At 54.1% G+C, this 21,951-nt stretch carries 19 protein-coding genes and 1 rRNA gene; 7 read left to right on the top strand and 13 right to left on the bottom strand.

The annotated features are described in order from the left end of the window. The first annotated feature begins 180 nt into the window (after positions 1-180). From V3C20_RS05395 to V3C20_RS05385, 3 genes are all read left to right on the top strand, one after another. Positions 181-1,014: a deoxyribonuclease IV gene (locus tag V3C20_RS05395; RefSeq protein ID WP_130084154.1), complete on the top strand. Its 834-nt coding sequence runs from the start codon at positions 181-183 to the stop codon at positions 1,012-1,014. Between the two features lie 164 nt (positions 1,015-1,178). Next, positions 1,179-2,468, top strand: coding sequence for a phosphopyruvate hydratase (gene eno / locus V3C20_RS05390; RefSeq protein WP_192907210.1), 1,290 nt, complete (start codon positions 1,179-1,181; stop codon positions 2,466-2,468). A 168-nt stretch (positions 2,469-2,636) separates the two neighbouring features. After that, positions 2,637-4,127 carry a hypothetical protein gene (locus V3C20_RS05385; RefSeq protein WP_130084153.1) on the top strand — a complete coding sequence of 497 codons (1,491 nt, stop codon included), beginning with the start codon at positions 2,637-2,639 and terminating at the stop codon, positions 4,125-4,127. Between the two features lie 14 nt (positions 4,128-4,141). On the opposite strand, the gene V3C20_RS05380 is transcribed toward V3C20_RS05385, so the two are convergent. The 8 genes from V3C20_RS05380 to V3C20_RS05345 form a co-directional block, all read right to left on the bottom strand. Then, positions 4,142-4,837, bottom strand: a complete 696-nt coding sequence (locus V3C20_RS05380; RefSeq protein WP_161981651.1) for an SWIM zinc finger family protein — start codon at positions 4,835-4,837, stop codon at positions 4,142-4,144. 197 nt (positions 4,838-5,034) lie between these two features. Beyond that, on the bottom strand, positions 5,035-5,973 hold the full coding sequence (locus V3C20_RS05375; RefSeq protein WP_130084151.1) for a glycosyltransferase family 25 protein: 939 nt from the start codon (positions 5,971-5,973) through the stop codon (positions 5,035-5,037). A 25-nt stretch (positions 5,974-5,998) separates the two neighbouring features. Further along, positions 5,999-7,207 (bottom strand): sugar-transfer associated ATP-grasp domain-containing protein, encoded by a 1,209-nt coding sequence (locus V3C20_RS05370; RefSeq protein ID WP_149873779.1) that lies wholly within the window; start codon positions 7,205-7,207, stop codon positions 5,999-6,001. A gap of 24 nt (positions 7,208-7,231) precedes the next feature. Next, complete coding sequence (locus V3C20_RS05365) at positions 7,232-8,524, bottom strand: hypothetical protein (protein ID WP_130084149.1); 1,293 nt, start codon at positions 8,522-8,524, stop codon at positions 7,232-7,234. Continuing rightward, entirely contained in the window at positions 8,508-9,560 is a 1,053-nt protein-coding gene (locus V3C20_RS05360; RefSeq protein ID WP_130084148.1) for a polysaccharide pyruvyl transferase family protein, read from the bottom strand. Before V3C20_RS05360 ends, V3C20_RS05365 begins: the two co-directional genes overlap by 17 nt. After that, the gene (locus tag V3C20_RS05355; RefSeq protein WP_130084147.1) at positions 9,541-10,737 is read right to left on the bottom strand and encodes a sugar-transfer associated ATP-grasp domain-containing protein; all 1,197 of its coding nucleotides are present in this window, start codon (positions 10,735-10,737) and stop codon (positions 9,541-9,543) included. The genes V3C20_RS05360 and V3C20_RS05355 overlap by 20 nt, the downstream gene beginning before the upstream one ends. Then, positions 10,731-11,909, bottom strand: a complete 1,179-nt coding sequence (locus V3C20_RS05350) for a sugar-transfer associated ATP-grasp domain-containing protein (RefSeq protein WP_330935434.1) — start codon at positions 11,907-11,909, stop codon at positions 10,731-10,733. Before V3C20_RS05350 ends, V3C20_RS05355 begins: the two co-directional genes overlap by 7 nt. Positions 11,910-12,015: 106 nt before the next feature. Beyond that, positions 12,016-12,609, bottom strand: a complete 594-nt coding sequence (locus V3C20_RS05345; RefSeq protein ID WP_130084145.1) for a hypothetical protein — start codon at positions 12,607-12,609, stop codon at positions 12,016-12,018. A 264-nt stretch (positions 12,610-12,873) separates the two neighbouring features. Between V3C20_RS05345 and V3C20_RS05340 the strand changes: the two genes are divergently transcribed. The 3 genes from V3C20_RS05340 (at position 12,874) to V3C20_RS05330 (ending at position 17,177) form a co-directional block, all read left to right on the top strand. Beyond that, entirely contained in the window at positions 12,874-13,938 is a 1,065-nt protein-coding gene (locus tag V3C20_RS05340; protein ID WP_161981364.1) for a tyrosine-type recombinase/integrase, read from the top strand. Positions 13,939-13,996: 58 nt separating this feature from the next. Beyond that, entirely contained in the window at positions 13,997-15,364 is a 1,368-nt protein-coding gene (argH, locus tag V3C20_RS05335) for an argininosuccinate lyase (RefSeq protein WP_130084143.1), read from the top strand. A gap of 133 nt (positions 15,365-15,497) precedes the next feature. Further along, a complete protein-coding gene (locus V3C20_RS05330; RefSeq protein WP_130084142.1) occupies positions 15,498-17,177 on the top strand; it encodes a SulP family inorganic anion transporter in 1,680 nt (559 codons plus the stop codon). Between the two features lie 16 nt (positions 17,178-17,193). Here the strand turns inward: V3C20_RS05330 and V3C20_RS05325 are convergent, their stop codons facing one another. After that, positions 17,194-17,526: a helix-turn-helix domain-containing protein gene (locus V3C20_RS05325; RefSeq protein ID WP_130084141.1), complete on the bottom strand. Its 333-nt coding sequence runs from the start codon at positions 17,524-17,526 to the stop codon at positions 17,194-17,196. 98 nt (positions 17,527-17,624) lie between these two features. Here V3C20_RS05325 and V3C20_RS05320 point away from each other — a divergent pair, with 98 nt between their 5' ends. Further along, positions 17,625-18,497, top strand: a complete 873-nt coding sequence (locus tag V3C20_RS05320; RefSeq protein ID WP_130084140.1) for a nitroreductase family protein — start codon at positions 17,625-17,627, stop codon at positions 18,495-18,497. Here V3C20_RS05320 and V3C20_RS05315 read toward each other — a convergent pair. The 4 genes from V3C20_RS05315 to rrf form a co-directional block, all read right to left on the bottom strand. Further along, a complete protein-coding gene (locus V3C20_RS05315) occupies positions 18,491-19,018 on the bottom strand; it encodes a hypothetical protein (RefSeq protein WP_130084139.1) in 528 nt (175 codons plus the stop codon). The genes V3C20_RS05320 and V3C20_RS05315 overlap by 7 nt on opposite strands. Before the next feature lie 20 nt (positions 19,019-19,038). Then, on the bottom strand, positions 19,039-19,530 hold the full coding sequence (nrdR, locus tag V3C20_RS05310; protein ID WP_012419886.1) for a transcriptional regulator NrdR: 492 nt from the start codon (positions 19,528-19,530) through the stop codon (positions 19,039-19,041). A gap of 291 nt (positions 19,531-19,821) precedes the next feature. Beyond that, positions 19,822-21,384, bottom strand: coding sequence for a sialate O-acetylesterase (locus tag V3C20_RS05305; RefSeq protein WP_161981363.1), 1,563 nt, complete (start codon positions 21,382-21,384; stop codon positions 19,822-19,824). A gap of 198 nt (positions 21,385-21,582) precedes the next feature. Continuing rightward, positions 21,583-21,698 (bottom strand): 5S ribosomal RNA (gene rrf, locus V3C20_RS05300). Between the last annotated feature and the right edge of the window lie 253 nt (positions 21,699-21,951).

The following is a 21,951-nucleotide window of genomic DNA, read 5'->3' as shown; positions in this document are numbered from 1 at the left end:
AAACACACACATTCCCAGCAGCGCCGGGACCAAACTGTTTAATCTTTTCCTGCAAATCATCTCGTGCAATCATGTACGTTGAAACAGATTCCCATTCTTTCCGGTAAATGATGCCTCTCTTTTGGTCTTTTTTCTCCAGGCCGGAATGCTACCATTCATACAACTTACGGAACCGCTTTCATGTTACACATCGGATGCCATCTCTCCTCCGCAAAAGGGTATGAAGCCATGGGCAGGGTAGCTCTCTCCATCGGCGCCAACACCTTCCAGTTCTTTACCCGCAATCCGCGCGGAAGCAAGTCAAAAACAATTGATGTCCAAGACATAACACGATTCCTGAAACTTGCCGAAAACAACGGGTTCGGCATTCTGCTGGCACACGCCCCCTATACCCTGAATCCCTGTTCAGCAGACCCCAAGGTCACCCGTTTTGCGGCTCAGGTCCTGCAAGAGGATCTGGCGCTGATGGAATATTTGCCGGGTAGCCTGTATAACTTCCATCCGGGCAGCCATGTAGGCCAGGGAGCGGAAAAAGGCATTGAATTAGTGGCGTCGCAGCTAAATGATGTGCTCTCATCCGGACAGACCACAACCGTGCTGTTGGAAACCATGTCCGGAAAGGGCAGTGAAATCGGAAAAACCTTCGAAGAACTGGCTGCCATCATCGAACGGGTGGAACTGAAGGAAAAACTGGGCGTCTGCCTAGACACGTGCCACGTCTATTCCGCGGGCTATGACCTCGTCAACCGTCTGGACAGTGTGCTGGAGCACTTTGACTCCGTCCTGGGCCTGAAACGCCTGCGCGCCATCCACCTGAACGACAGCATGACGCCATTCGCCTCCTTCAAGGACCGCCATGAAACCATCGGCAAAGGTTCGCTGGGTGAACAGACCTTTATCAACCTCATCAATCATCCGGTCCTGCGGGAATTGCCCTTCTTTCTGGAAACGCCCCGGGACGAAGCCGGCCACGGCCAGGAAATAGCATGGCTAAAAGAACATTACCGCGCGTGAACCCGGCACAATGCAGAACTGGCGGCGGCAGGCATCCAATTTTTCTCCGGGTCTTCTCTGAAAAAAAACTTGCAAGACAGTCCGATCCAGAATAAACAGAAGCCGTAAATTAGTTAAAACTAACTCATGCGTCCGCTTTTTCACGGGCCATATCACTCGGTTTTATGAAAGAAATGCGCATCGTAAAAATAACAGGGCGTGAAATTCTGGATTCACGCGGCAACCCCACCGTTGAAGCGGATGTGTACCTGGCAGGCGGAGCCGTAGGCACGGCGGCCGTCCCCAGCGGAGCCTCCACGGGCGAACATGAAGCCTGGGAGCTGCGCGACGGAGACCCGGCCCGCTACCAGGGCAAGGGCGTCACCAAAGCCGTGGACAACATCTGCAATATCATCGCTCCCGCCCTCATTGGCCTGGAAGCGACGGAACAAACCACGGCGGACGCACTCATGCGTTCCCTGGACGGCACGTTCAACAAGGCCAAACTGGGCGCCAACGCCATCCTGGGCGTTTCCCTGGCCCTGGCCAAAGCCGCTGCCGCGCAATTGCAGCAGCCCCTGTACCGGTACTTGGGCGGTCCCAATGCAAAGGTGCTTCCCGTGCCGATGATGAACATCATCAACGGCGGCGCCCACTCCGACGCCCCCATCGACTTCCAGGAATTCATGATCGTTCCAGTTGGGGCGCCCACCTTCCGGGAAGCGCTGCGCTACGGCGCGGAAGTATTCCACGCGCTCAAATCCGTTCTTCACGGCCGCGGATTATCCACTGCCGTGGGGGATGAAGGCGGTTTTGCCCCCAACCTTGACTCCGCTGAAGATGCCTTGGACTGCATCGCCCAGGCCGTGGACAAGGCGGGCTACCGTTTCGGAGAAGACATTGCAATTGCCTTGGACGTGGCTTCCTCCGAATTCTACGATCCCGAATCCGGCCTGTACGTCTTCAGGAAGTCCGACGGAAGCCGCCGCACGGCGGAAGAACTGACGGATTACTACGTGGAACTGAAAAAGAAATACCCCATCGTCTCCATTGAAGACGGCTGTGCGGAAAACGACTGGGACGGCTGGAAAATCCTGACGGACAAGCTGGGCAAAAGCACCCAGCTCGTCGGGGACGACCTCTTTGTGACCAATGTCGAATTCCTGCGCAAGGGTATCAGCTTGGGCGTAGGCAACTCCATTCTGGTAAAGGTCAACCAGATTGGGTCCCTTACGGAAACGCTGGATGCCGTGGAACTGGCCATGGGCAACCGCTACACGGCCGTCATCTCCCACCGTTCCGGAGAAACGGAAGACGCTACGATCGCGGACATTGCCGTAGGCACCAATGCCGGACAGATCAAAACCGGCTCCCTGAGCCGTTCCGACCGCATGGCGAAATACAACCGTCTTCTCCGCATTGAAGATGAACTGGGGGAATGTGCCCGCTACGGCAACGGGTTCGGTCTCTTTTAACCCATTTCTGCCGAGGCCGATATAAGGCAATCTCCATCCCCGCGCCGCTTTTGCGGCCGGGGATTTTTCGTATCCCGATGGAATGGAAACTTTTCTTTGCAGTGAAATATGCCATGCTGTGGTGTCCACCTGCCCTGCATTGATTGACTCTTTATCTATCTTTCCTCCATGCCAGCTCGCCTTTCGCTACCCGCACGTCCCTTGTTGTACGCGGGACTGCTATATCTGGCGCTGCCCATGATTCTGTTCCTGTGGGGATGGCTTCAACCTTTCTTCTCTCTCCCTCTTTGCGCCACCCTGGCCTACGGTTTGCATGCCACGGTCCGGAAACTGCCGGAATGGCGGTTTTCCCTGACAAAACGCGGAACAGTTCTTCTCCTCCTTCTGTCCGCCGGGTGTCTGCTTCTGACATTCCTGTGCGGTTTTACGGGCCACTTCCAGCAACATGCGGACTTCACCATCCGCAATGCCGTTTACGGACAGCTCATCGCGGAACCATGGCCTCTCGTCATGCCGGACGGCCACCATTTCATCTACTATCTGGGTCATTGGCTGCCGCCTGCCTGCGCAGCGGCCTTCTGCCCTGCTGCATACGCTTCCTGGCTGCTGGCAGGGTGGACCTTCCTAGGGCTGGAACTGGCGCTCCTGACAGCGGCCTGCCTCTGGGGAATCCGGAAAACCGCCTGGTGGACCCTGCTACTCCTCTGTCTCGGTTCGCCTGCCGCGTCTCTGGACTTCCTGGGCATGCCTCTCTCGCACCTGTTTCCGGAATATAACGCCCAGATGGCCCTGTTCATCGGCATTCCGTCCCAAATATTCAACACGTTCAACCACGCCGTCCCGGCTCTTCTATGTACGGTCCTGCTTCTGACGCGTTCCCTGCCCGCCTCCGGCTACTATCTCATGGGAGCCCTGTTGCTGCCCGGTTCTCCTCTGGCAGCCCTGATTCTGCTCCCCTTCATTCTGTATGAAACACTTTTCCGGGACAGCGCATGCGGGTTCCGTACGGGGGAACGCCTGCGCCCCCTCCTGCTCCACCCTGTTTTCTGGGTCGCGTTCCTGTGCGTGGGGGTCATGAGCCTCTTTTACGCCCACCTGGACGGAGGCGGCCAATTCTCATGCCTGCTTTCGGACCAATACGCGGAGGCGTTTCACTACACCATGCGGCGGATGGTGCTCTATCCGGACTCCGTCAAATATGCCAGCTTCCTTCTTTCCCTGCTTCTAAATGTACTTCTGCCGGGGGCGCTCCTTTTCGCCGCCTGCAGGCGCATGCCCCTGTATTACATCACTCTGGGTGGGATGGCATGTTGCTTCTTCTTCCGGATGGGTGTGATGAACAACGAGCTCCTGTTCAAGGCACCCGCCGTGCTTTACCCCTTCCTGGCATTCCTCTTTCTGCACGCCTTCCGCACCGGAAGCACACGGTCCCGCATCTTCCTGGCCGTTTATGTGACATTCACGGCCATTCCCTCCATGATCTGCGTGGCGGAAAAACTGGGAACATTCTCTACGGACAGCGCTCTGATGCAGGCACACCGGCAGGAAAACTACGGGGGAACCCTCTACCACCCGGAACAACCGTTCCACCGCCAATTTATCAAAAAAGATGGCCATCCCCTCCCCGCCTGGCTATTCAAGAGATGCCGGAAGCCGTGAAACGGGAAACCGGCTCAGTCCAGCCGAATCCCGAACATGTCGGACAGGGAGCCTGCATCCCTGTCCAGGGCGTCTTCTCCGCCGGAAACCGGTTCCGGAGCATCCGGAATCAGAACGGACGCGTCAATTCCCCTCAACATAAACAACAGTTCCGGCTGATCGTCCAGCATCACGCCGAACGCGTACAAGGCCGCCGCCGCATGCTTGCACAAATCCGCCCAGTCCGGGCAGGAACAGGAAAAACGCCACTCTTCCGGCGTAGGGAACAGCCCCCTCTCCGGATCGCACAGGATTCCCAGCAACTCCGGGGACAGGTTCCCCTTCAACAAATCAATCCAGGATCCGATATGCCCGGCGCACCGTGCGCGCAACCGGGCAAGCGCTTCTGCATCCGGGGGGGCGGCCTGAACACAGACCTCATATACATGCTCCCCCATCACCAGCGCATCAATGCGGCCGGGAGTCCCCTTCACGTCCAGAACGCAGCCATAGCGCAAGTAGGTGCGGCCAGGGGCCAACCGCATGCCGTACACCTCGCACGCGGCCAGGCTCTTCATCCACTCCTTTCCCCAGAACTTTTTCGCCAGATTGCGTCCGGAAGCCGTTACGGGATGCAGTTCCATTCCCTCCGCGGCCAATTCCACCGCTTTCTCTTCCGCACGTTTCCGCAAATCCGCCCGCTTCAGCGGCATGTTGTCATCCATGCACATGGACGGACAATAGCACACCAGCATCCTCCACGCACGGAGAAAGAACGCTGGATTATGACTGTCCTTTTTACGGGAAGGCGAGTAATGGGAACAATCAAATTCTTAAAAAACAATCTGAATATACTCGCAAAGAAGATCAACTCAAGTATTGGGGACATAATATAGTGGCTATCGTCTCCAATCCTGCAAAACTTTCCTCATCCAGCTTCATGATCATTTTTAGAACATTGATTTGATATGCCATGAATAGGTTCAGCATTCTTTCCGCCGGAAAACCCGCGGCTCCGGCAGGAGGCCCACCGTATCACCCGGTCGCCCTGCATTCCTATCCATCTGCATAAAGACAGGAAGAAACCATGTTTTTTTCTCCATCGGGAAACGCTCCATACCCGTGCAGCTTTGGCTTTTTCCACTTTAATGGGCATATTCCCCGAAATATCCGACACCATGTTTTCCGCGCAATGCCACGGAGCCGGAGTCACATAAAACACTTCATGAAATGGCGTGAACCAGCGCTGCAACCAATAATCAATAGCCTTGTACTGCGCTATCCACGTCCAGACATGCCGGTGGTCGGGAAGCTTTTGCAATATCTTCCGCCAAACTCTCCGGTGCAGCAGCATGGAAAAGGTGCCCAATACGCCGGAACACCGGTAAATATTGAAAAAATCCCGCTGCTTGCCCAGCTTTCCGGCATAGAGGGGTTCTCCGTGATATCCCACATAAAGCAGTTCCCACCTTGGATCATGCATGAAATCCTGAAACTGCGGAGTCATCCTCTCCAGCCGCTCCACATCCAGACGGGCGTCATCCTCCAAAACCAGGATGACCTGCCAGTCTTCATGCTCCAGGGCATACTGCAATGCCCTGGCATGGGAAAGAACACACCCTGCCGCTCCCGCACACGTTCTGGCCCTGTCTCCTGTTCTGGCAGTAAACCAGGGATGGGAAAGGTATCCGGGAAGCTCCGTCCCGCGCACGGCCGCAATACGGTGTATCTTTTCGATGGGAACCACTCCCTCCAGATGGTTCATCAGTTTTTCCCATCTTTCCGTACTCCCGTCCAGATTAATGACGAGGACGGCGTCTATCTGCTCCCATAGCGTGGAACGGCAGGCTTCGTCACGGTCAGTCATAAGGATATTCCTTTGGGTACATCATTTAATTGAAGCTCCACTTGTTAGCCGCGTTCCCCTCCATAACGGCCAAAGCCGCCGGACGAAGCATTGTTTCAAACACCTCCCTCAGCCCATGGTCGATCAGCTGTATTTCAAGCATCCCGTAAGAGCAATTAGCCTCTATCAATACCGGACCGGCAGACGTGACGGCTACATCCCATCCCACACTGTGGGTGCATGGGAATCCCTCATGAGCCCGGCATACCAAATCCACGCACTCTTTCCAAAAGGGAATGCGACGTCCTTCAAAAACGATTCCGGTATCAGGATGGGCAGAAACGCCTTTTTTCCGTGGGTCCTCCGTATATCCCCATTTCCGCAGAACTCCTGTCGGCTCAATTCCCACGGCCAACCCGCCCTGGGAAAGATTGTCCAAGAACATCTCTCCTGTTCCCGTACGCTGCATGCCAGCTACATACCGGCTCCGGCCGTCCAATCCGCGCATGGTTACCAAACGCAAAGTGTTAAGGGACTCCGGGTGTAGTGCAGCTACATCGGGATGCTGCCGCACTGCTTCTTCCACCAGCAGGGGCAACGTGACCAGCCGGGAAAATTCAGTGAACCTCATAATATGTCCGCTGACGCGGCATCTCTCTTGATCCACCCATTCCACAAGAAACGAATCCTTGCCTTTCATTCCATCAGCAGGTTTGATAAAAATACAGGGACAGCAATGCCGAAGAAACCGGTTTAACGGAATGACACTGGCCCCTCCCGCAGTCTGAATCAAAGGAGTACCCCCCCCAAAAAAAACGCCAAAACGCCGGGGAACCGGCAGGCCCTGCCGGACGAACACATGCCATGCGCTGTCCTTATTGTTCAACACTGCGCATTCGTTTCCCGCATATTGCAAAAGAGGATGGGCATATTTGAGCCACTCCGACTCAAAAACATACCCGGATGAATCCGCTCCTTCATACTGCAGCCGGAACTGGAAATAATAATTGATGAGCATGCGTACGGGAAATGCCTTTCCCGTGGAAACCCATTGATGCAATTCGCGTACCACCTGGGTGAACGGCTTGGAATCCTCACGCCGCGTCGCCTCATACAATTCACGTATTTTTTCCCGTCCGCGTTTCAACTTGAGATGCCCGGAAATCGTCTTGCGTACCATCCATAACCTCTCGGAAAGAGCAGGTTCAGGCAATGGCGCATCGACTCCCAACGGCAACGGGACATTCTTCTCCATAATCTTAAGACGTTGTAAAATAAACTAATTCCAGTCATCGGTAGAGAAATCCGGTTTCCCTTCACGGCTGATCCGCACAAAAGGGGAGGGTTCACAGCGGCATCTGTGATCACGGCTGCAACGTGTCCTTACCCCCATGCGCACGGCTGTTTGCCTGAACCATTGCGCGAAACGGGAAAACCAGCACTTTTTTTCCGATACAGGAGGGAGAGGCTTGTCTGACATGGCGCGCAAATGCTCCTCCCAAGCCGGTACCTGCTTCAGCGGATGGGCATCCAGATATTCCAGCAGTAGAGACATTTCCAGCTGTTCCACAGGAGTCATGGTGAAATCAAGCAACTCCTTCTCACTCTGCAGTGGCGGCATGCAGGGTAAATCCTCCACTCCGACCGCAAGGAAATTCAGCCGTGTCCTTTTGCATTTTTCACACGTTCCGCAATTGCGGGACAAATCCTTCCCCTGATAACATACGCGGAGCTTCCGCAAAGCCAGTGGCCATGACGCAACCACAGCGGCTTTCTCCGTGCGGGTATATTCGGAACCGTCCGTAACGATTTCCACCCCGTGGGAGGAAAGGAAATGATTCGTCACCGGATTGTTGCCGCTGGCCAAGTGGAAATACCGGAAACAATTATCACTCCCCAGCATCAAATGCCCGTATTGCCTCCCAAACACCCTCATGCACGCCACCAGCATGGAAAAGTAGGACATGCCGTAAGCACAGTGCATATCGCGGAAATTCGTTTCCACCGTATAAAACTGCGGGATGCCCAGGTCCTCCACCAATTCCCTGGCTATGCGGGAAGCCCCGTTCCAGTCAACTTCCTTATCCTTGCGGATGTCGGCGCCTCTTATCATCAGGCAGGCTTTCAGCCGCTGATTCTGTGCACCGGCCAGCCCCCTCGCATGCCGGAAAGCCGTGAAACAGGCATCCAGGCCGCCTGAAAAACAGGCCAAACATCCAGGCTGCAGGACTCTGCCATTATCGTCTTCCACCACCTCCGGCTCCAAAGTCACGGCCCCATACTGGGCAGGCTGCAAATTAACCCAGGCCGTCACATAGCGGTCCAACCCGGTCAAGAGAGATGCGGACACTGCTCCGCGCACCTTGTAACGGCCCCCGTACTCCATCATTTTATGCAGAAACAGCACGGCCCATACATCCCCGCTGTTATCCAGCCGATCAGGATGGAGAGAGTCTCCCCGGACCCTCAAATATTGCTTCCAGCGTCTCACTCCAATACGGAGGCAAGCGGAAAGCTCCACGCCACCATCCGCCATCATCCTGGGTTTTTCTATCTCAATCTCTCCGCTCATGATTCGGTACGGGTACATTGCTCCTTCTGAGCTGAAGGAGAAGCTCCTCCATGTTTCTGCAAAAGCTTACATGCGATAGCGACTTCATGGACTGTTCATGAACTCCGGAAAGCTTTCCATACGAGTTATCGATCATCATCGTCTCCCTGCCTGCCATGGCTGCGGCAATAGAAACGTGCAATCGATCCGTGACCACCACATCCACCGCGTTGACGGCATGCAGGAGCATGTAAACGCCCATCATGTTATAGTCGTGCCAGCGGCAATCTCCTCCCCCGTAACGGGAAACATCCATGCGGGGGACCGGGGGAAGACAGGAAGCAAAGGCTTCATCCCTTTCCTGGTCCTCTCTTAAAAACCAGCCCACACGGCGGCCGTCTTCCAGGAACTGAACCCGGGAGGAAAGATGCCTGAGCAGGCGACGGCAGGTCTTGCGGTAAAAACGGCAGAGATGGGCCTCCCGCTCTTTGATCAGATTCATGCCGGAGAACAATCGAAGCAGGATGCCCGGTTCCGCACACCTTTCAACCAAGGACTCCCATGAAGGCAGCAGGAGAAGAGAAAAATAAAAAGCCATATCATCCGCTGGCAGAAAAAACGCTTTTTGATTAAACTTCCGGCAGTATTCCAAACTGCGGTGCTCCCGACAAAACACTGTAAACCTTTCGTCCATCAACCGCAGAATACTCCTGCACCCGCGGATGCTGTGAGGTAAAATCACACACCGCGACAATCCCGGAGAGGAAAAGACAGGAGCCATCACCTCATGCCAACCCCATTCAGACACCAAACCTCCGCCACCGCCATACACCAGTGTGTAGGCTTCCCCGTAATCTTTCCCTTCTTCATATACTTCATAACTTAGCCCAATCCGGTCAAAAAGTGTCACGGTGGAGGCGGCAATCAACTCATCTCCCAAATTGCCGGGATTAGGATAGTAAATGAAATGCTCCAAGCCCGTCAGGCATTGGTAAAGAGTGTCCGGAACCGTGTAAGGGAACGTACTGTAACTCCTGTTAATGCAAGGAGCCTTCATGACACCATGGACGAGGTTGATTATTCATGACGGCCAAGGCATTGGGGCGCAGCCAGCAATTCAACAATGGACGCAACCCTCCATGAATAGGTTGAAACAACGCCCAATGCACATTACCTTCCTGAACCAGAGGACCCTTCTCGGTAACGGCAATATCCCAGCCAACACTGAACATCTGAGGGCACTCATAATGCGCTTTCAGCGCAAGCTCTACGGACTCCTTATAGAATGGAACCTGAAAACCGGCAAACGAGATTCCTGTGTCAGGATGGCGTTCGCACGCCCCCTTACTTAAATCCTCAAAAAAGCCTCTATTTACCAATTTACCATCAGAATTAATTTTTACACACAACCCTCCGGAGCACCAGTTATCAATACTTGAACTTCCGGCTCCCATTCTAAACAATGAGAAAAGTACCTCTATTTTTCCTCCGGGAGTATACATGGTTACTATACGCAAAGTATTCAGTGAAGAAGGATGGAAAGCAGACAGCCGGGAATGCCCCCGTACCAATTCCTCTACAATTAGAGGCCCATCCTCAAATCTGTCCTTTAGTTCTTCCCATTTTATGAAATGTCCATCTACCAAACACCCCTCCTTTATATCAGTTGCCTGAAGTTTCATGCACCCCTTCCCCTGATATGAGTCTATAGGTTTTAAGAACAGATCCTTTGCCGAAGCCAGCAAATCGCTCAACTTTCTCATTTCTCCTCCTGTAAGCCGGCATACAGGCATATTCTGTTTCCAGACAGCTTCACCAAAACTCATTGATACAGGAATAGAATGACCGCGCAAATACTGCCTGGTGCGATTCTTATCGAGCAATATGTTGGCCATTTCGCCGGAAGCCTGAGCCAGAACTAAATTCCATCGAATCCATTCATCCCAAGTGCAAAATTCACTTACATTTCTGCCTTTAGAATGGAGATGCTCATCAAAATACTCTTTTTTCAGATGTTTCAGATTGCCATCATACTCCCAGATAATTTTTTTGATATCTGCCAAGACTTCCTCCTCTGATTTGATTTCATTCGGGTCACATTCGTCCAAGAGTGCGCGTATTTTCGCACGATCTTTACCATACAAACGCCGGGTATCTGCAATTTTTTTACGAACCGACGTTTTTAAAGGTCTTTCCCCAGTTGTCTCCGGTTGTTTTTGTTTTCTAGTTAGCATACGGATTTAGTTTTTAATAATTGTTTCTGCAATCTTCTGTAAACAAACATCCAGCCGCCATGCATACGCTGCATGGTCACAGTACCTCCGTGGGGATTAGACTCAATAATCAGGGGACCTTTCTGCGTAACAGCCACATCCCAAGCAATGGCAAATACATGTTTGGAAAAACATTCGTGCGCCCGGATAATCAGCTCTACAGCTTCCTGAAAACCGGGTATTTTCGTTCCTTTGAATATCAGGCCACTATCCGGATGTCTGTCCATAATCAGGGAAGGAATCTTGTAAACGCAACAGCCCCAGTCACCCATCACGCCCTCATGGTCCAAACCTACGCAAACTCCCCCAGTCTTGGCATTGTCCGTACAGGATCCGCCAACTCCTATTCTGATAATGCCATCCAGAAAACAAATTCTCCCTGAGTTGTCTCTTATAGTCCACAAACGGAGTGTATTAATACTTTGCATATGAAAAGCAGAAATTTTCGCGTGCTGAGTTACCACCTGTTCAATCAATAAGGGGGGAAACCCTTGCAAAGAATCATTCAGTTCCAACCAACTCCGGTACTGTCCGTTTACCAGACACCCACTGGTATCCCCAGGGAGAATTTTCATGCAACAAAAACCGCCACAAGTATCATAGGGTTTGCTGAACAGCCCTATCTCGTACCTGTTTAAAGCTTCTGCAAGCAACTCTTTTTCATTATTGGCGCTAATTATTACGGGTTGCGCATCTCCCCTCACAAGAACACCCAGACGTTCCGGCATGGGAATACCACGGCGGGTGAAAAAAAAGTTCTGTTTCGGTTTAATGAGTAGAACATCTATTTCATGAGTGACCAAACGATCCAATTTTTTCCGAGTAGAGTCCCATTCATTCCAAAGTACAAAATCTTCGAATTTTCTATCTTTATAATTCAAGCCTATTCTAAAATAGTCCGACACAATATCACGGAAGGGCAATGCGTTCCTTTCCCGGATAATTCTCCTGAATTCGGCCAACACTTCCTCGCCGGACTTGACCTGCTCTGCTGGATAAAGGGAATTGATATGACGTATATGATCCGCCGCCCGCCAGCACTTTCCGTATGCTCGCCATCGCTTCCGCTCCATGTTCAACTTCCGGAAAACGCGGAATCTCTCAATTTCCGGATTTGCCGGCATCCTACTCATGAAATTTTCTCCAACTGAAGGAGTACAAAATATTCCATTTATTTCGCGGAATGGGACATGGATGCGTCATGCAAAACACCCAGCCCATTCCCCTTATCTTCATTGCCTAAAAGGCAAAACTGTAACCAACATATGCCGTCGTCGTCGAAACGACGTTGATCTGACAATTAACCATCATTCGCTGTAAACCAAAAATCAGGCAATTATTAGAATTGGGGAAATAATGCTTAATGCCCAGACCCAGACCCATTTGAGCTCTGTTGGTCGTCGTAGATTCTTCATCTTTAAATTTTGTCTCGATCTGATTCATTCCAATACGAGTACCTACAAAGAAATAAGTTCTTTGTCCTACCGCTATATTATAATCAATACCTAGGTTCAAAGTCAGATGAGAAACATCCACATCATGCTCACTACCTTGAGCATAACCTAAAGAAATGCCGGCATTCCAAAAACTTTTTTGTTCAATGGCAAAATTCCGCCGCCAATCTACTCGAAAACCGTATAAATGGTCAGGAACAGCATCCCCCTTGTCATAATCAATAGCAGTATATTCTGCGTTAATCATCAATTCCGCATCCTTGATGATGTTTGAAGGTGGAGTAGAGTAATCGGAAAGAGTTTTCCGAGGAGCGGCGTCTGCGAATCCGGCGGAACACGCAACTCCGCACACCAGTGTAGATAAAACATACTTCTTCATAAATATATTAACTGTTGAATATCAATAAAATGCCAAAGACTTGCCTTGACGTTTTCAATGTAGCGGATTCTCAATCCGTACAGACAACAATTTGTCTGTTGAAGTAGCACCTTTTATGTAACACCCAGCCTGTATCCTTCAATCACTCAAACGAAACAAAGAATCTCAACAATAATCATATCATCTTGAAAACCAGTCCATACTAAAAAAACATTTTTTGCTTGATTACGGATTGAGAATCCGATGGCACTAATATCAACTGCCATGGCCACGCACACCCCTGATCAATTAACGAATATCGCCGCCGTCAAACTCATCGAAGATACCGGAATCAGCATTCTGGAGGCGGCCCTCCTCGTCCGTGAACTGTACCAAGGCCTGGGCGGCCGCGGAAAAGGCATCATGAGAGCCAGATTGTGCATTCAGCTGGGAAAAAAGGAACTGCATCAACGGGAAAAAACCGTTTCCTTCCATCAGGGGGTGGAGGAAACCCTGAAGGCCAAACAGCACCGCAGACCGCGCACGCTGGCGGAAATCAACTACATCTGCACACGGCTGATGAAGAGCTGCCCGGAGCTGAAAACCAGGCCTTTAAGAGCCATGTACATGCAGGAATGCGCCGATTGCATACGGCGCACTTTTTCCACGCTCCGCCAGCAGCACAAGGCAAGGGTGGTTTTAAGCGGCATTTTCTCCACGGCACTCAAACGCGGCTGGTGTGCGGAAAATCCGGCGTTACAAATAGAATTGCCTCCCCTGCGTGAACAAGCGATCCGTCCCTTGGTTATAACGGAAATCCGCACTCTGTTCCATTCAGCCCGGCAGCTCTACGGCAGCGCATGCATCCCGCCGCTGGGCCTGATGCTGTATGCGGGAATCCGTCCGGCAGAGGTAGAACGCCTCACCTGGGACGCCGTCAATATGGAGGAGCGGGTCGTTTGCCTGAAAGCCCTTCACAGCAAGACGGGAGGGAGCCGGCACGTTCAAATCCATCCCGTCCTGCACCGGTTGCTTAAGGAGGCGCAGCCATCCCGGAAAGAAGATCCCGTCTGTCCGCCCAACTGGGCGGAGAAATGGCGGCGCGTCCGGCAGCACGCCGGATGGAACGCGGCGCACGGCCTCCCCTGGATACAGGATGTGCTGAGACACACTTATGCAAGCTACCACGCCAAGCATTTCCGCAATTTCACGGAACTTCAATATGAAATGGGCCATTCCGGCCTTCATTTGCTCAAATCCCGCTACCTGAACATGCAGGATATTTCCCGGCAGGACGCTTCCCGGTTCTGGGACGTCAGGGAATCTGGACCGCCCCGGAAAGCCATTTGATTCTATTACCCATTTCAGGCTTTTAAAACTGCGCGGCTTGGGGCAAAACAAGTGGGTCATGTGGAAAGGCAGATTTTCTAAACCCACCGCAGACCTGGTCCAACGCTATGGCGAGTCCGTCTCCTACGACTGGAGGCTCTTCCGCCAGGACATTGCCGGGTCCATTGCCCATGCGCGGGCGCAGCTCAAGGCAGGATTGCTCAACCGGGAAGAGTTCGACGCCATCGAATCCGGCCTCCAAGGCATCCTGAAGGACATTGAAGAAGGAAACTTCACGTGGAGCCGGGAGCTGGAAGACGTGCACATGAATATTGAGAGCGAGCTGACCCGCCGCATCGGCGCGCCCGGCGCCAAGCTGCACACGGCCCGCTCCCGCAATGACCAGGTGGCTACGGACACGCGCCTCTACTGCCGCACGGAGATCGATGAAATTCTGGAAAAGGTGCGCCGCCTGCAGAGGGCCCTGGTCATGAAGGCCAGAGAATACGCGGATGCCATGATGCCCGGCTACACCCATCTTCAGCGCGCCCAGCCCGTCACGATGGGCCACCATCTCCTGGCCTACGTGGAAATGCTGAACCGGGACGCGGACCGCCTGAAGGACTGCCGCAGGCGGCTGAACGTTTCTCCGCTGGGTTCCGGAGCCATTGCCGGTTCCACCATTTGCCTGGACCGCCACGGAATAGCCGTGGAACTGGGTTTTGACGCCGTCACGGAGAATTCCATGGACGCTATTGCGGACCGGGACTACATCATGGAAACCCTGTTCGACCTGGCCGTCATCGGCGCCCATCTTTCCCGCCTGAGCGAAGACGTCATCCTGTGGTGCACGGCGGAATTCGGCTTTGCCACCCTTTCCGACGCCCATACGACGGGGTCCTCCCTGATGCCCCAGAAGAAGAATCCGGACGTCGCGGAACTGACCCGCGGCAAGACGGGGCGGCTGTACGGCAACCTCACCGCCGTCATGGTAGCCGTCAAGGGCCTGCCGCTGACCTACAACCGCGATCTTCAGGAAGACAAGGAACCGCTTTTCGATTCCATCGACACCATCAAGCTGGCCCTGGATGTCAACGCGGAGATGATCGCCGCCATGACGGTCAACACGGAGCGCGCCCTGGAAGCGGCATCCGACCCCATGCTGCTGGCCACCGACCTGGCGGATTACCTGGTGCGCCGCGGCGTTCCCTTCCGCAAGGCCCACGAACTGGTCGGCAAGGCGGTTGCCATGAGCATTTCCACCGGAACACCGCTCAATCAGTTGAGCGACGAACAATTCGCTTCCATCTCGGACGCTTACGGAACGGATGCGCGCAGTGTATTTGAATTGACAAAAGCCTTCTCCCAGCGTACCAACCCGGGGGCTCCCAATTCCGAAAACACCCGCCGCCGCATCGCCTGCTGGGAAAACATCCTTTCCAAATAGCATGGCTCCAGGAGGCGGCCGGAACGGAGAAACAGCCGTCCGCCTCCGCGGCGCGCCCTCAGGCGCAGACAGGGGGGAATTTTCAACCATCCCCGGCCATGGCCCAACGCCATAGCCTCCAGATCCGGCAGCCATGTTCAAACCAGCTCTCGTTTCCTCTCTCAAAACCTACACCAAGCAAACTTTTTTCTCAGACCTCTTTGCAGGCCTGACCGTGGGCGTCGTAGCCATTCCTCTGGCCATGGCCTTCGCCATTGCATGCGGGCTTTCCCCGTCCCAAGGGCTTGTCACCGCCATTGTGGCCGGGTTCCTCATTTCCCTGTTCAGCGGCAGCAAGTACCAGATAGGCGGCCCCACAGGCGCCTTTGTGATTATCATTATGGGCGTGCTGGAACAGTATCACGCCTCTGGCCTGCTGATCTGCACCTTGATGGCGGGCGTCTTTCTCATCATCTTCGGCGTCTGCCGCATGGGGGCGCTCATCCGCTTCATCCCCTTCCCCGTCACCACGGGGTTCACCTCCGGCATCGCCGTAGTGATTTTCTCCACGCAGATCAAGGACATCTTCGGCCTCACCATTGCAGAGAAAATTCCCGGTGACTTCATTGACAAATGGGCGTGTTACTTCCAGCACTTCCACACCGTCAACTGGGCCGCGCTGGGACTGGCCGCCGGAACCGTCATCCTTACCCTGCTGAGCCGCCGCTTCTGGCCCAAGGGCCCGGCTATGCTGGTAGGCATGCTGGGAATGACGGCCGTTTCCGTGGCTTTCACACTCCCCGTAGCCACCATCGGGCAGGCCTTCGGCAGCCTGCCGAACACCTTGCCATTGCCCTCCCTCCCCCACATCGACTGGCACAACGTGGGCGCGCTGACGGCGCCCGCCTTCACCATCGCTCTGCTGGCGGCCATTGAATCCCTGCTGAGCGCCTCCGTGGCGGACGGCATGACGGGCGGACGGCACAAGCCGAACATGGAGCTTATCGCCCAGGGAATCGGCAACATCGGTTCCGCGCTGTTCGGCGGCATTCCTGCCACCGGAGCAATTGCCCGCACGGCCACCAACATCAAGGCGGGAGCAAAAAGCCCCGTTTCCGGGATGATTCATTCCCTGACGCTGCTTGCCATCCTGATGGCCTTCGCGCAATACGCCCAGCAAATCCCTCTGGCCGTGCTGGCAGGGATCCTGACAGTGGTGTGCTATAACATGAGCGAAATGCACACCTTCAGCCGCCTGCTGAAAGGGCCGCGGCAGGACGCGGCCGTGCTGGTGATCACCTTTCTGCTAACCGTCTTTGTGGACCTGGTCGTGGCCGTGGAGGTGGGCGTGGTGCTGGCCGCCCTGCTCTTCATGGGCCGGATGGCCCAGATCAGCGACGTTTCCGCCATCAAGAACGAACTTCTGGACGACGATTCCGAAGACAGCGGAGACCGTTCCACAGCCAAACTCAATATCCCGGAAGGGGTGGAGGTGTTTGATGTCAAGGGCCCCTTCTTCTTCGGAGCAGTGGAGCAATTCAAGGACCAGGTACTGAAAACTCTGGAACACGATACGAAGGTAGTCATCCTGCGCATGCGATTGGTTCCCGCGCTGGACGCCACCGGTCTGAACGTCCTGTCCGACTTCTGCCACCAGTGCCGGGAACACGGCTGTACCCTGCTTGTCTGCGGCGTGCAGCCCCAGCCGCTGGATGTCATCCGCCACGCTCCCTTTTACCGGGAATTGAAGCGCTACAACATTTGCGAGAATATTGACGCCGCCCTGACCCGGGCGGACAAGATTCTCAACGGCCCCGCTCCAAAACATCTGTAAGAGAGAAGGAGGACGGTCAGGCTCCGTGTGCCTCCAGATAGGAAGCTCCCCACGCATTCATGGCTTCCAGCACGGGAAGAACGCTCCTGCCGAACGTCGTCAGGGAATATTCCACCTTCGGAGGAACGACGGGATAGACTTTCCGCTCCACCAGCCTGTCCGCCTCCAATTCCCGGAGCTGCTGGGCAAGCATCTTGGTCGTGGCCTCCGGAACCAGCCGGTGCAGTTCATTGAACCGGAGAACGGAGTTCTGGTAAAGAAACCAGAGGATCACGATTTTGTATTTCCCCCCGATCAGGGAAAGAGTTGCCCCGCAGGGACAGCGGTAGGTGGAAGGGGGTTTCTTCATGGCTTCAGTAACTTTTTGGGTACTATATTACAAAACAGTGCCTACTTGTCAAAAAATCCCTGTCGCCCTATTCTGGCCGGAATTCCATTTCACCAGATATGAAAGTGACTATTGATCAAGAAAAGTGCATCCATTGCGGCCTGTGCAAAAAAGCATGCATCCTCACCCGCTTTTGCGGGTTCGACTCCCTGGAACAAGGCGCAGAACAGCACTGCATCGACTGCGGCCACTGCGTCGCCGTCTGCCCTCGGCAGGCCATCAGCCATGCCGCCGTCAAAAAAACGGAACCTATCGGCTCCGTCCCGGATGAGCAGGGATTCCTGAATCTGCTAATGAAAACCAGGAGCGTCCGGCATTTTAAACCCCTTCCCGTCGGCAGGGAGGCCTATGACCTCATGCGCCGCGTGGCGGAATACTCCCAATCCGGCCTGAACGCCCAGGAAATCCGTCTGATAGTCATCGAGCATCCGGACGCCCTCTCCCACATCAGGAAGGCGGCCATGCGCATGTACGGGAAACTGGAGAAGCTGGCCCGGTTCCCTCTGACGCGCTTTTTCCTCAAAATGGCCCTGAACCGGAGGGACTATCGTTCCGTGATTTTTGAAAGCGCTACGCACAACCTGCGCCAGCAGGCTCAGGCGCAGGGCGAAGACCCCATTCTGTACGGAGCCTCGGCGCTGATCCTGCTAACCGGACCGGCAGCATTGCAAACCGGCAGGGAAGACGCCACCGTCATTTCCCAGAATATCATGCTGGCCATGACCTCCCTGGGTATGGGGTGCTGCTACATGGGAGGATTGGTCCTGGGATGCCGGATGCTCAAATACAAGCCCCTTCTCCGGGCCCTCCAACTGCCGGAAAAGCAGGAAGTGTACCAGGCCTTCGTTCTCGGCATCCCCTCCCTGCAACTCAAACGCATGCCGGAACGGAAACGCCGTGAAATAACTTTTCGCCGGTTCTCCGATCAATGACCGGAATCCTCTTCCTCATACCGGGAAAGCAGGAAGTCCAAATCTTCCAGCAAATGCTGGCTGGTACTGCTCCACCGCTTCTTTCCCTGCAGGGCCAGAACGCATTCCTTTTTATCCGTAAAGCGGTAGCGGGTAATGCCCTGCTCCCGTAGGCGGGAAAGGTACTGCCTCAGCTCACCATCAAAAAACAGCCAGAACGGCACGCTACGCGCGATCTCCGCCACGCTGACCGTTATGGGCGGCGTCATGTCTTTCAATTCCCTGGCCAGATGGGAAAGGCCCACGTCCCGGAGCATGCGGCGGATGCGGTCATACAAGTCGGACAGGGACATGACGGACAAGTCGCATTCATGCTCCAGATAGTAGCGGACGGAAGCAAGCAGGTCTTCCTTGAACGGCAGAGTCGTTCCCGCCTGGCGCGCAGCGGATTCCAGCGCGTCGGCCAGCCACTGCTCTCCGTACTCGGCGATCAGGAAGTCGCCAAGCTTGAGCAGAGGTCTGTTATTTCTGAAGCCGATCATGGGAAATGAATGGAAAGACGTTATAAAATGGGCAGTTTGCGCTGGAGGGGATCAATCAGCGTCTGGTGGCGCATCTGGGTGATCTCCTGAATGAATTCCTCCACATTGGAAAACTGGCGATACACGGACACGTAGCGGATGTAGGCCACGGGATCGATGGCGTACAGTTTTTCAATCACCTTCTTGCCGATCTCGCTGGACGGTACTTCCCGCAAGTGGTCCCGGTGCAATTCGGAAATGATTTCCTCCACCGCCCGGTCCAGGCGGTCCATGCTGACGGGACGCTTTTCACAGGCTTTGACAAGGCCCCTTAAAATTTTTTCACGGTTCAGGGCTTCCCGCAAGTTGTCCCTCTTCACAACGCGCAACTCCGTACGCTCAATTTGTTCATACGTCGTGTAGCGGTAATCGCATCTCAGGCAGACACGGCGGCGGCGAATCGTCGTCCCGTCCTTGGACATGCGGGAGTCGATGACCTTATCTTCCAGATGACCGCACTGAACACATCTCATGTCGGCACCATACTACCATATAGCGCGCCCATAAAGAAAAAAGTACGCCAAATATAGTGCAGAAGGCTTAACCATCAATATTTCCCAAACACGTCTCCTGTGAATAAACCGCGTGTGCAAATCCCTTTTCCCCGCCCTGAAAAGGATTCCCGCGCATGCCGGAATTGTGAATAAGCGGCAAACAAAAGCCCACAGGATTTGCATGGAAGGATGCCATTATTTTCATGCGTTCTCCCTGCCGGGGAAAACCGCACTCGGCAGTACCTCAAGACATGTTATTTCCCATTACCGTCATTCATTCACCGTACCACCTTCATTGACGACAGAGCCGGAGGGCAATCTGGTTCCGTTCAAATTCAGGACCGCGCCTTTCCTGACAGTAATCCGTCCCAAATTCAATAACTGCCCGGCCATTCCCTCCAAAGACATCTCCGTTCCTGCGGACAACACCCAGGAACATTTCAACGAGGAAGCCCGTACATTCCTGAATACAACTTCAGCCGCACCTTTCTGCCCTCCTTCATCCTTCCGGACGACATGCACTTCCGCCTGTCCGGACAAAAACCCAGACAGAGCCTTCCCGTCCAGCACCGCAGGCTCCTGTGATGCCATCGTTACAGCAGAACCGCCGGGAACGTTCCAGATCTGCCGTCCCGCAAGTTGAACATTCCCCCTGATGAGCAGATTTTTCCCTTCCTCCAAGCGGATTCCTCCCGGGCCAATCATCAGCCTGTCCCCGGGCGCGCCAGCACCTTCAATCACTACCGTATTCACGGCCGGATCTTCCACCTGTATGCCGAACAATTTTACTGTGCCGGACACCACGCTCGGCTTGATGGAAGAAGCCACATTCCACACGCACATATTTTTTCCCGGCTGTTTCCTGTTCATCCATGCTTCCGGAGTTCCCAGAGGAGCATCGTAGCAACCACTGCGGACAGAACCAGCCTCCTTTCCCGCCAGCCGGGCCGCTTCATAGGCAAACCGCGCACCGATGCTGATTTGGGCCTTCCCACTGTAATGCACTCCCATATTATCCCCGGCTGTAAGCTTGGGCAGGTCCCTGGTAGGAACATAGCCCATGCCCGGACGGGAAGCCGCCAGACTTTTCATGACCTGCTGCGTCGTTTTTCCCTGTACTGTGGTATCGCGGCCTTTCAGCCCTCCGGTAATATTCCCGGTCTCCGCATCCGTTTCATTCCTGCCGCCCCAGTTGGCATTCTCCCCGATGATGGCCTTTTGCGCAGCCAGCGCGGACGTGTCTCCGTAGGGTTTCAAATCCACTGACAAATCTTTCAGCAATCCCAGAAAACGGGACGCACTTTCCGGGATGGAAGCGCCAGCGTTGCTCTCCCCCTGCAAATACAGGAGCCCGGAAAACGTCACTTTGGAATATTTGGACCTGTCCACGGCCCCGCAAGCGTTTTTAACAGCCTGCACCAGCGTCTGATAAGCCTGGCCGTGCTTTTGCCAGTGGGAATTGTCCCCTCCGTCCCTGGAAGCCTTCACAACTGCCACATCCGCATCCTTGAACCAGCCGTTTTTTTCCAGGGTAAAAGCAAATCCATACTCCGGCCCCATGCACAGATTGCCATTATAGCGCGGCATCGCAGGCCGGACTTGTTCCCAGGCCGTGGAAGCACCGGGAAACACTCCCTCCCGCTGCCCGAAATTCTCATGCCAGTACAGCGTAGTCTGCGGTTCATACTTCTCCAACAGCTCCGGAGAAGCGGGACTGCCCTTCACTGCTCCTAAAGAGTTGGACTGGCCCGTCAGCAAAAAAACCTTCAACTCTTTGGCTGAAGCCATGGAAACAGAACACGCCAACAGGAAAAACAGCAGAATTTTTTTCATGTCGAAAATTGAGTGGAAACCCACCATACGCGATTCCCTCAGCGGAACAAGATCACAGACAGGATTCCATATAAAGACCAGCCATTTGGTCAATTTTTTTTACTGATCAAGGATGGGAGGATATGTTATTTATATATATTTTCAAGAAAAGAGCAAGCCCCTGGAGTTGTTTAAACTTCAGGGGCTTGAGGTAAAAAATCCCGGCGGCGACCTACTCTTGCGGGACCTATCGTCCGACTACCATTGGCGCGGCAGCGTTTCACTTCCGGGTTCGGAACGGGACCGGGTGGGACCACTGCGCTCTGGCCACCGGGCTTCAGGGGGAAGAGTTTTTATTGATCTTCATCCTGCCTGCCCGGCGCCCTTGTTAGGGGTGCTTTTTTTTGGGGGGGGATTTTTTAGTGTTTGTTGTGTGTGGCAAGGAGATTTTCTTCCTGTTTAAGGGGATGTATTGGGAAGGGGGGGGTCAGCGTAAACTGACATCTGCGTGGCTGGTGGTGTTTAAATCATGCATATGGTGAATAGGACATTTGGTAAGTTGTATTCACGATTGGGAGTGTGATGTAA

Source organism: Akkermansia sp. RCC_12PD (assembly GCF_036417355.1).
Lineage (GTDB): Bacteria > Verrucomicrobiota > Verrucomicrobiia > Verrucomicrobiales > Akkermansiaceae > Akkermansia.
The sequence above is the reverse complement of the archived record's forward strand: the minus strand, read 5'-3'. Positions and strand labels throughout refer to the sequence as shown.

What these genes read in the sequence shown, in the direction of transcription:
- V3C20_RS05320 (WP_130084140.1), top strand. Translation starts at nt 17,625, where the DNA reads ATGAAAGTGACTATTGATCAAGAAAAGTGCATCCATTGCGGCCTGTGC.
- V3C20_RS05385 (WP_130084153.1), top strand. Translation starts at nt 2,637, where the DNA reads ATGCCAGCTCGCCTTTCGCTACCCGCACGTCCCTTGTTGTACGCGGGA.
- V3C20_RS05330 (WP_130084142.1), top strand. Translation starts at nt 15,498, where the DNA reads ATGTTCAAACCAGCTCTCGTTTCCTCTCTCAAAACCTACACCAAGCAA.
- V3C20_RS05325 (WP_130084141.1), bottom strand. Translation starts at nt 17,526, where the DNA reads ATGAAGAAACCCCCTTCCACCTACCGCTGTCCCTGCGGGGCAACTCTT.
- V3C20_RS05375 (WP_130084151.1), bottom strand. Translation starts at nt 5,973, where the DNA reads ATGACTGACCGTGACGAAGCCTGCCGTTCCACGCTATGGGAGCAGATA.
- V3C20_RS05350 (WP_330935434.1), bottom strand. Translation starts at nt 11,909, where the DNA reads ATGAGTAGGATGCCGGCAAATCCGGAAATTGAGAGATTCCGCGTTTTC.
- V3C20_RS05340 (WP_161981364.1), top strand. Translation starts at nt 12,874, where the DNA reads ATGGCCACGCACACCCCTGATCAATTAACGAATATCGCCGCCGTCAAA.
- V3C20_RS05345 (WP_130084145.1), bottom strand. Translation starts at nt 12,609, where the DNA reads ATGAAGAAGTATGTTTTATCTACACTGGTGTGCGGAGTTGCGTGTTCC.
- V3C20_RS05355 (WP_130084147.1), bottom strand. Translation starts at nt 10,737, where the DNA reads ATGCTAACTAGAAAACAAAAACAACCGGAGACAACTGGGGAAAGACCT.
- nrdR (WP_012419886.1), bottom strand. Translation starts at nt 19,530, where the DNA reads ATGAGATGTGTTCAGTGCGGTCATCTGGAAGATAAGGTCATCGACTCC.
- V3C20_RS05395 (WP_130084154.1), top strand. Translation starts at nt 181, where the DNA reads ATGTTACACATCGGATGCCATCTCTCCTCCGCAAAAGGGTATGAAGCC.
- V3C20_RS05380 (WP_161981651.1), bottom strand. Translation starts at nt 4,837, where the DNA reads ATGTGCATGGATGACAACATGCCGCTGAAGCGGGCGGATTTGCGGAAA.
- V3C20_RS05305 (WP_161981363.1), bottom strand. Translation starts at nt 21,384, where the DNA reads ATGAAAAAAATTCTGCTGTTTTTCCTGTTGGCGTGTTCTGTTTCCATG.
- V3C20_RS05360 (WP_130084148.1), bottom strand. Translation starts at nt 9,560, where the DNA reads ATGAAGGCTCCTTGCATTAACAGGAGTTACAGTACGTTCCCTTACACG.
- argH (WP_130084143.1), top strand. Translation starts at nt 13,997, where the DNA reads ATGTGGAAAGGCAGATTTTCTAAACCCACCGCAGACCTGGTCCAACGC.
- V3C20_RS05315 (WP_130084139.1), bottom strand. Translation starts at nt 19,018, where the DNA reads ATGATCGGCTTCAGAAATAACAGACCTCTGCTCAAGCTTGGCGACTTC.
- eno (WP_192907210.1), top strand. Translation starts at nt 1,179, where the DNA reads ATGAAAGAAATGCGCATCGTAAAAATAACAGGGCGTGAAATTCTGGAT.
- V3C20_RS05370 (WP_149873779.1), bottom strand. Translation starts at nt 7,207, where the DNA reads ATGGAGAAGAATGTCCCGTTGCCGTTGGGAGTCGATGCGCCATTGCCT.
- V3C20_RS05365 (WP_130084149.1), bottom strand. Translation starts at nt 8,524, where the DNA reads ATGAGCGGAGAGATTGAGATAGAAAAACCCAGGATGATGGCGGATGGT.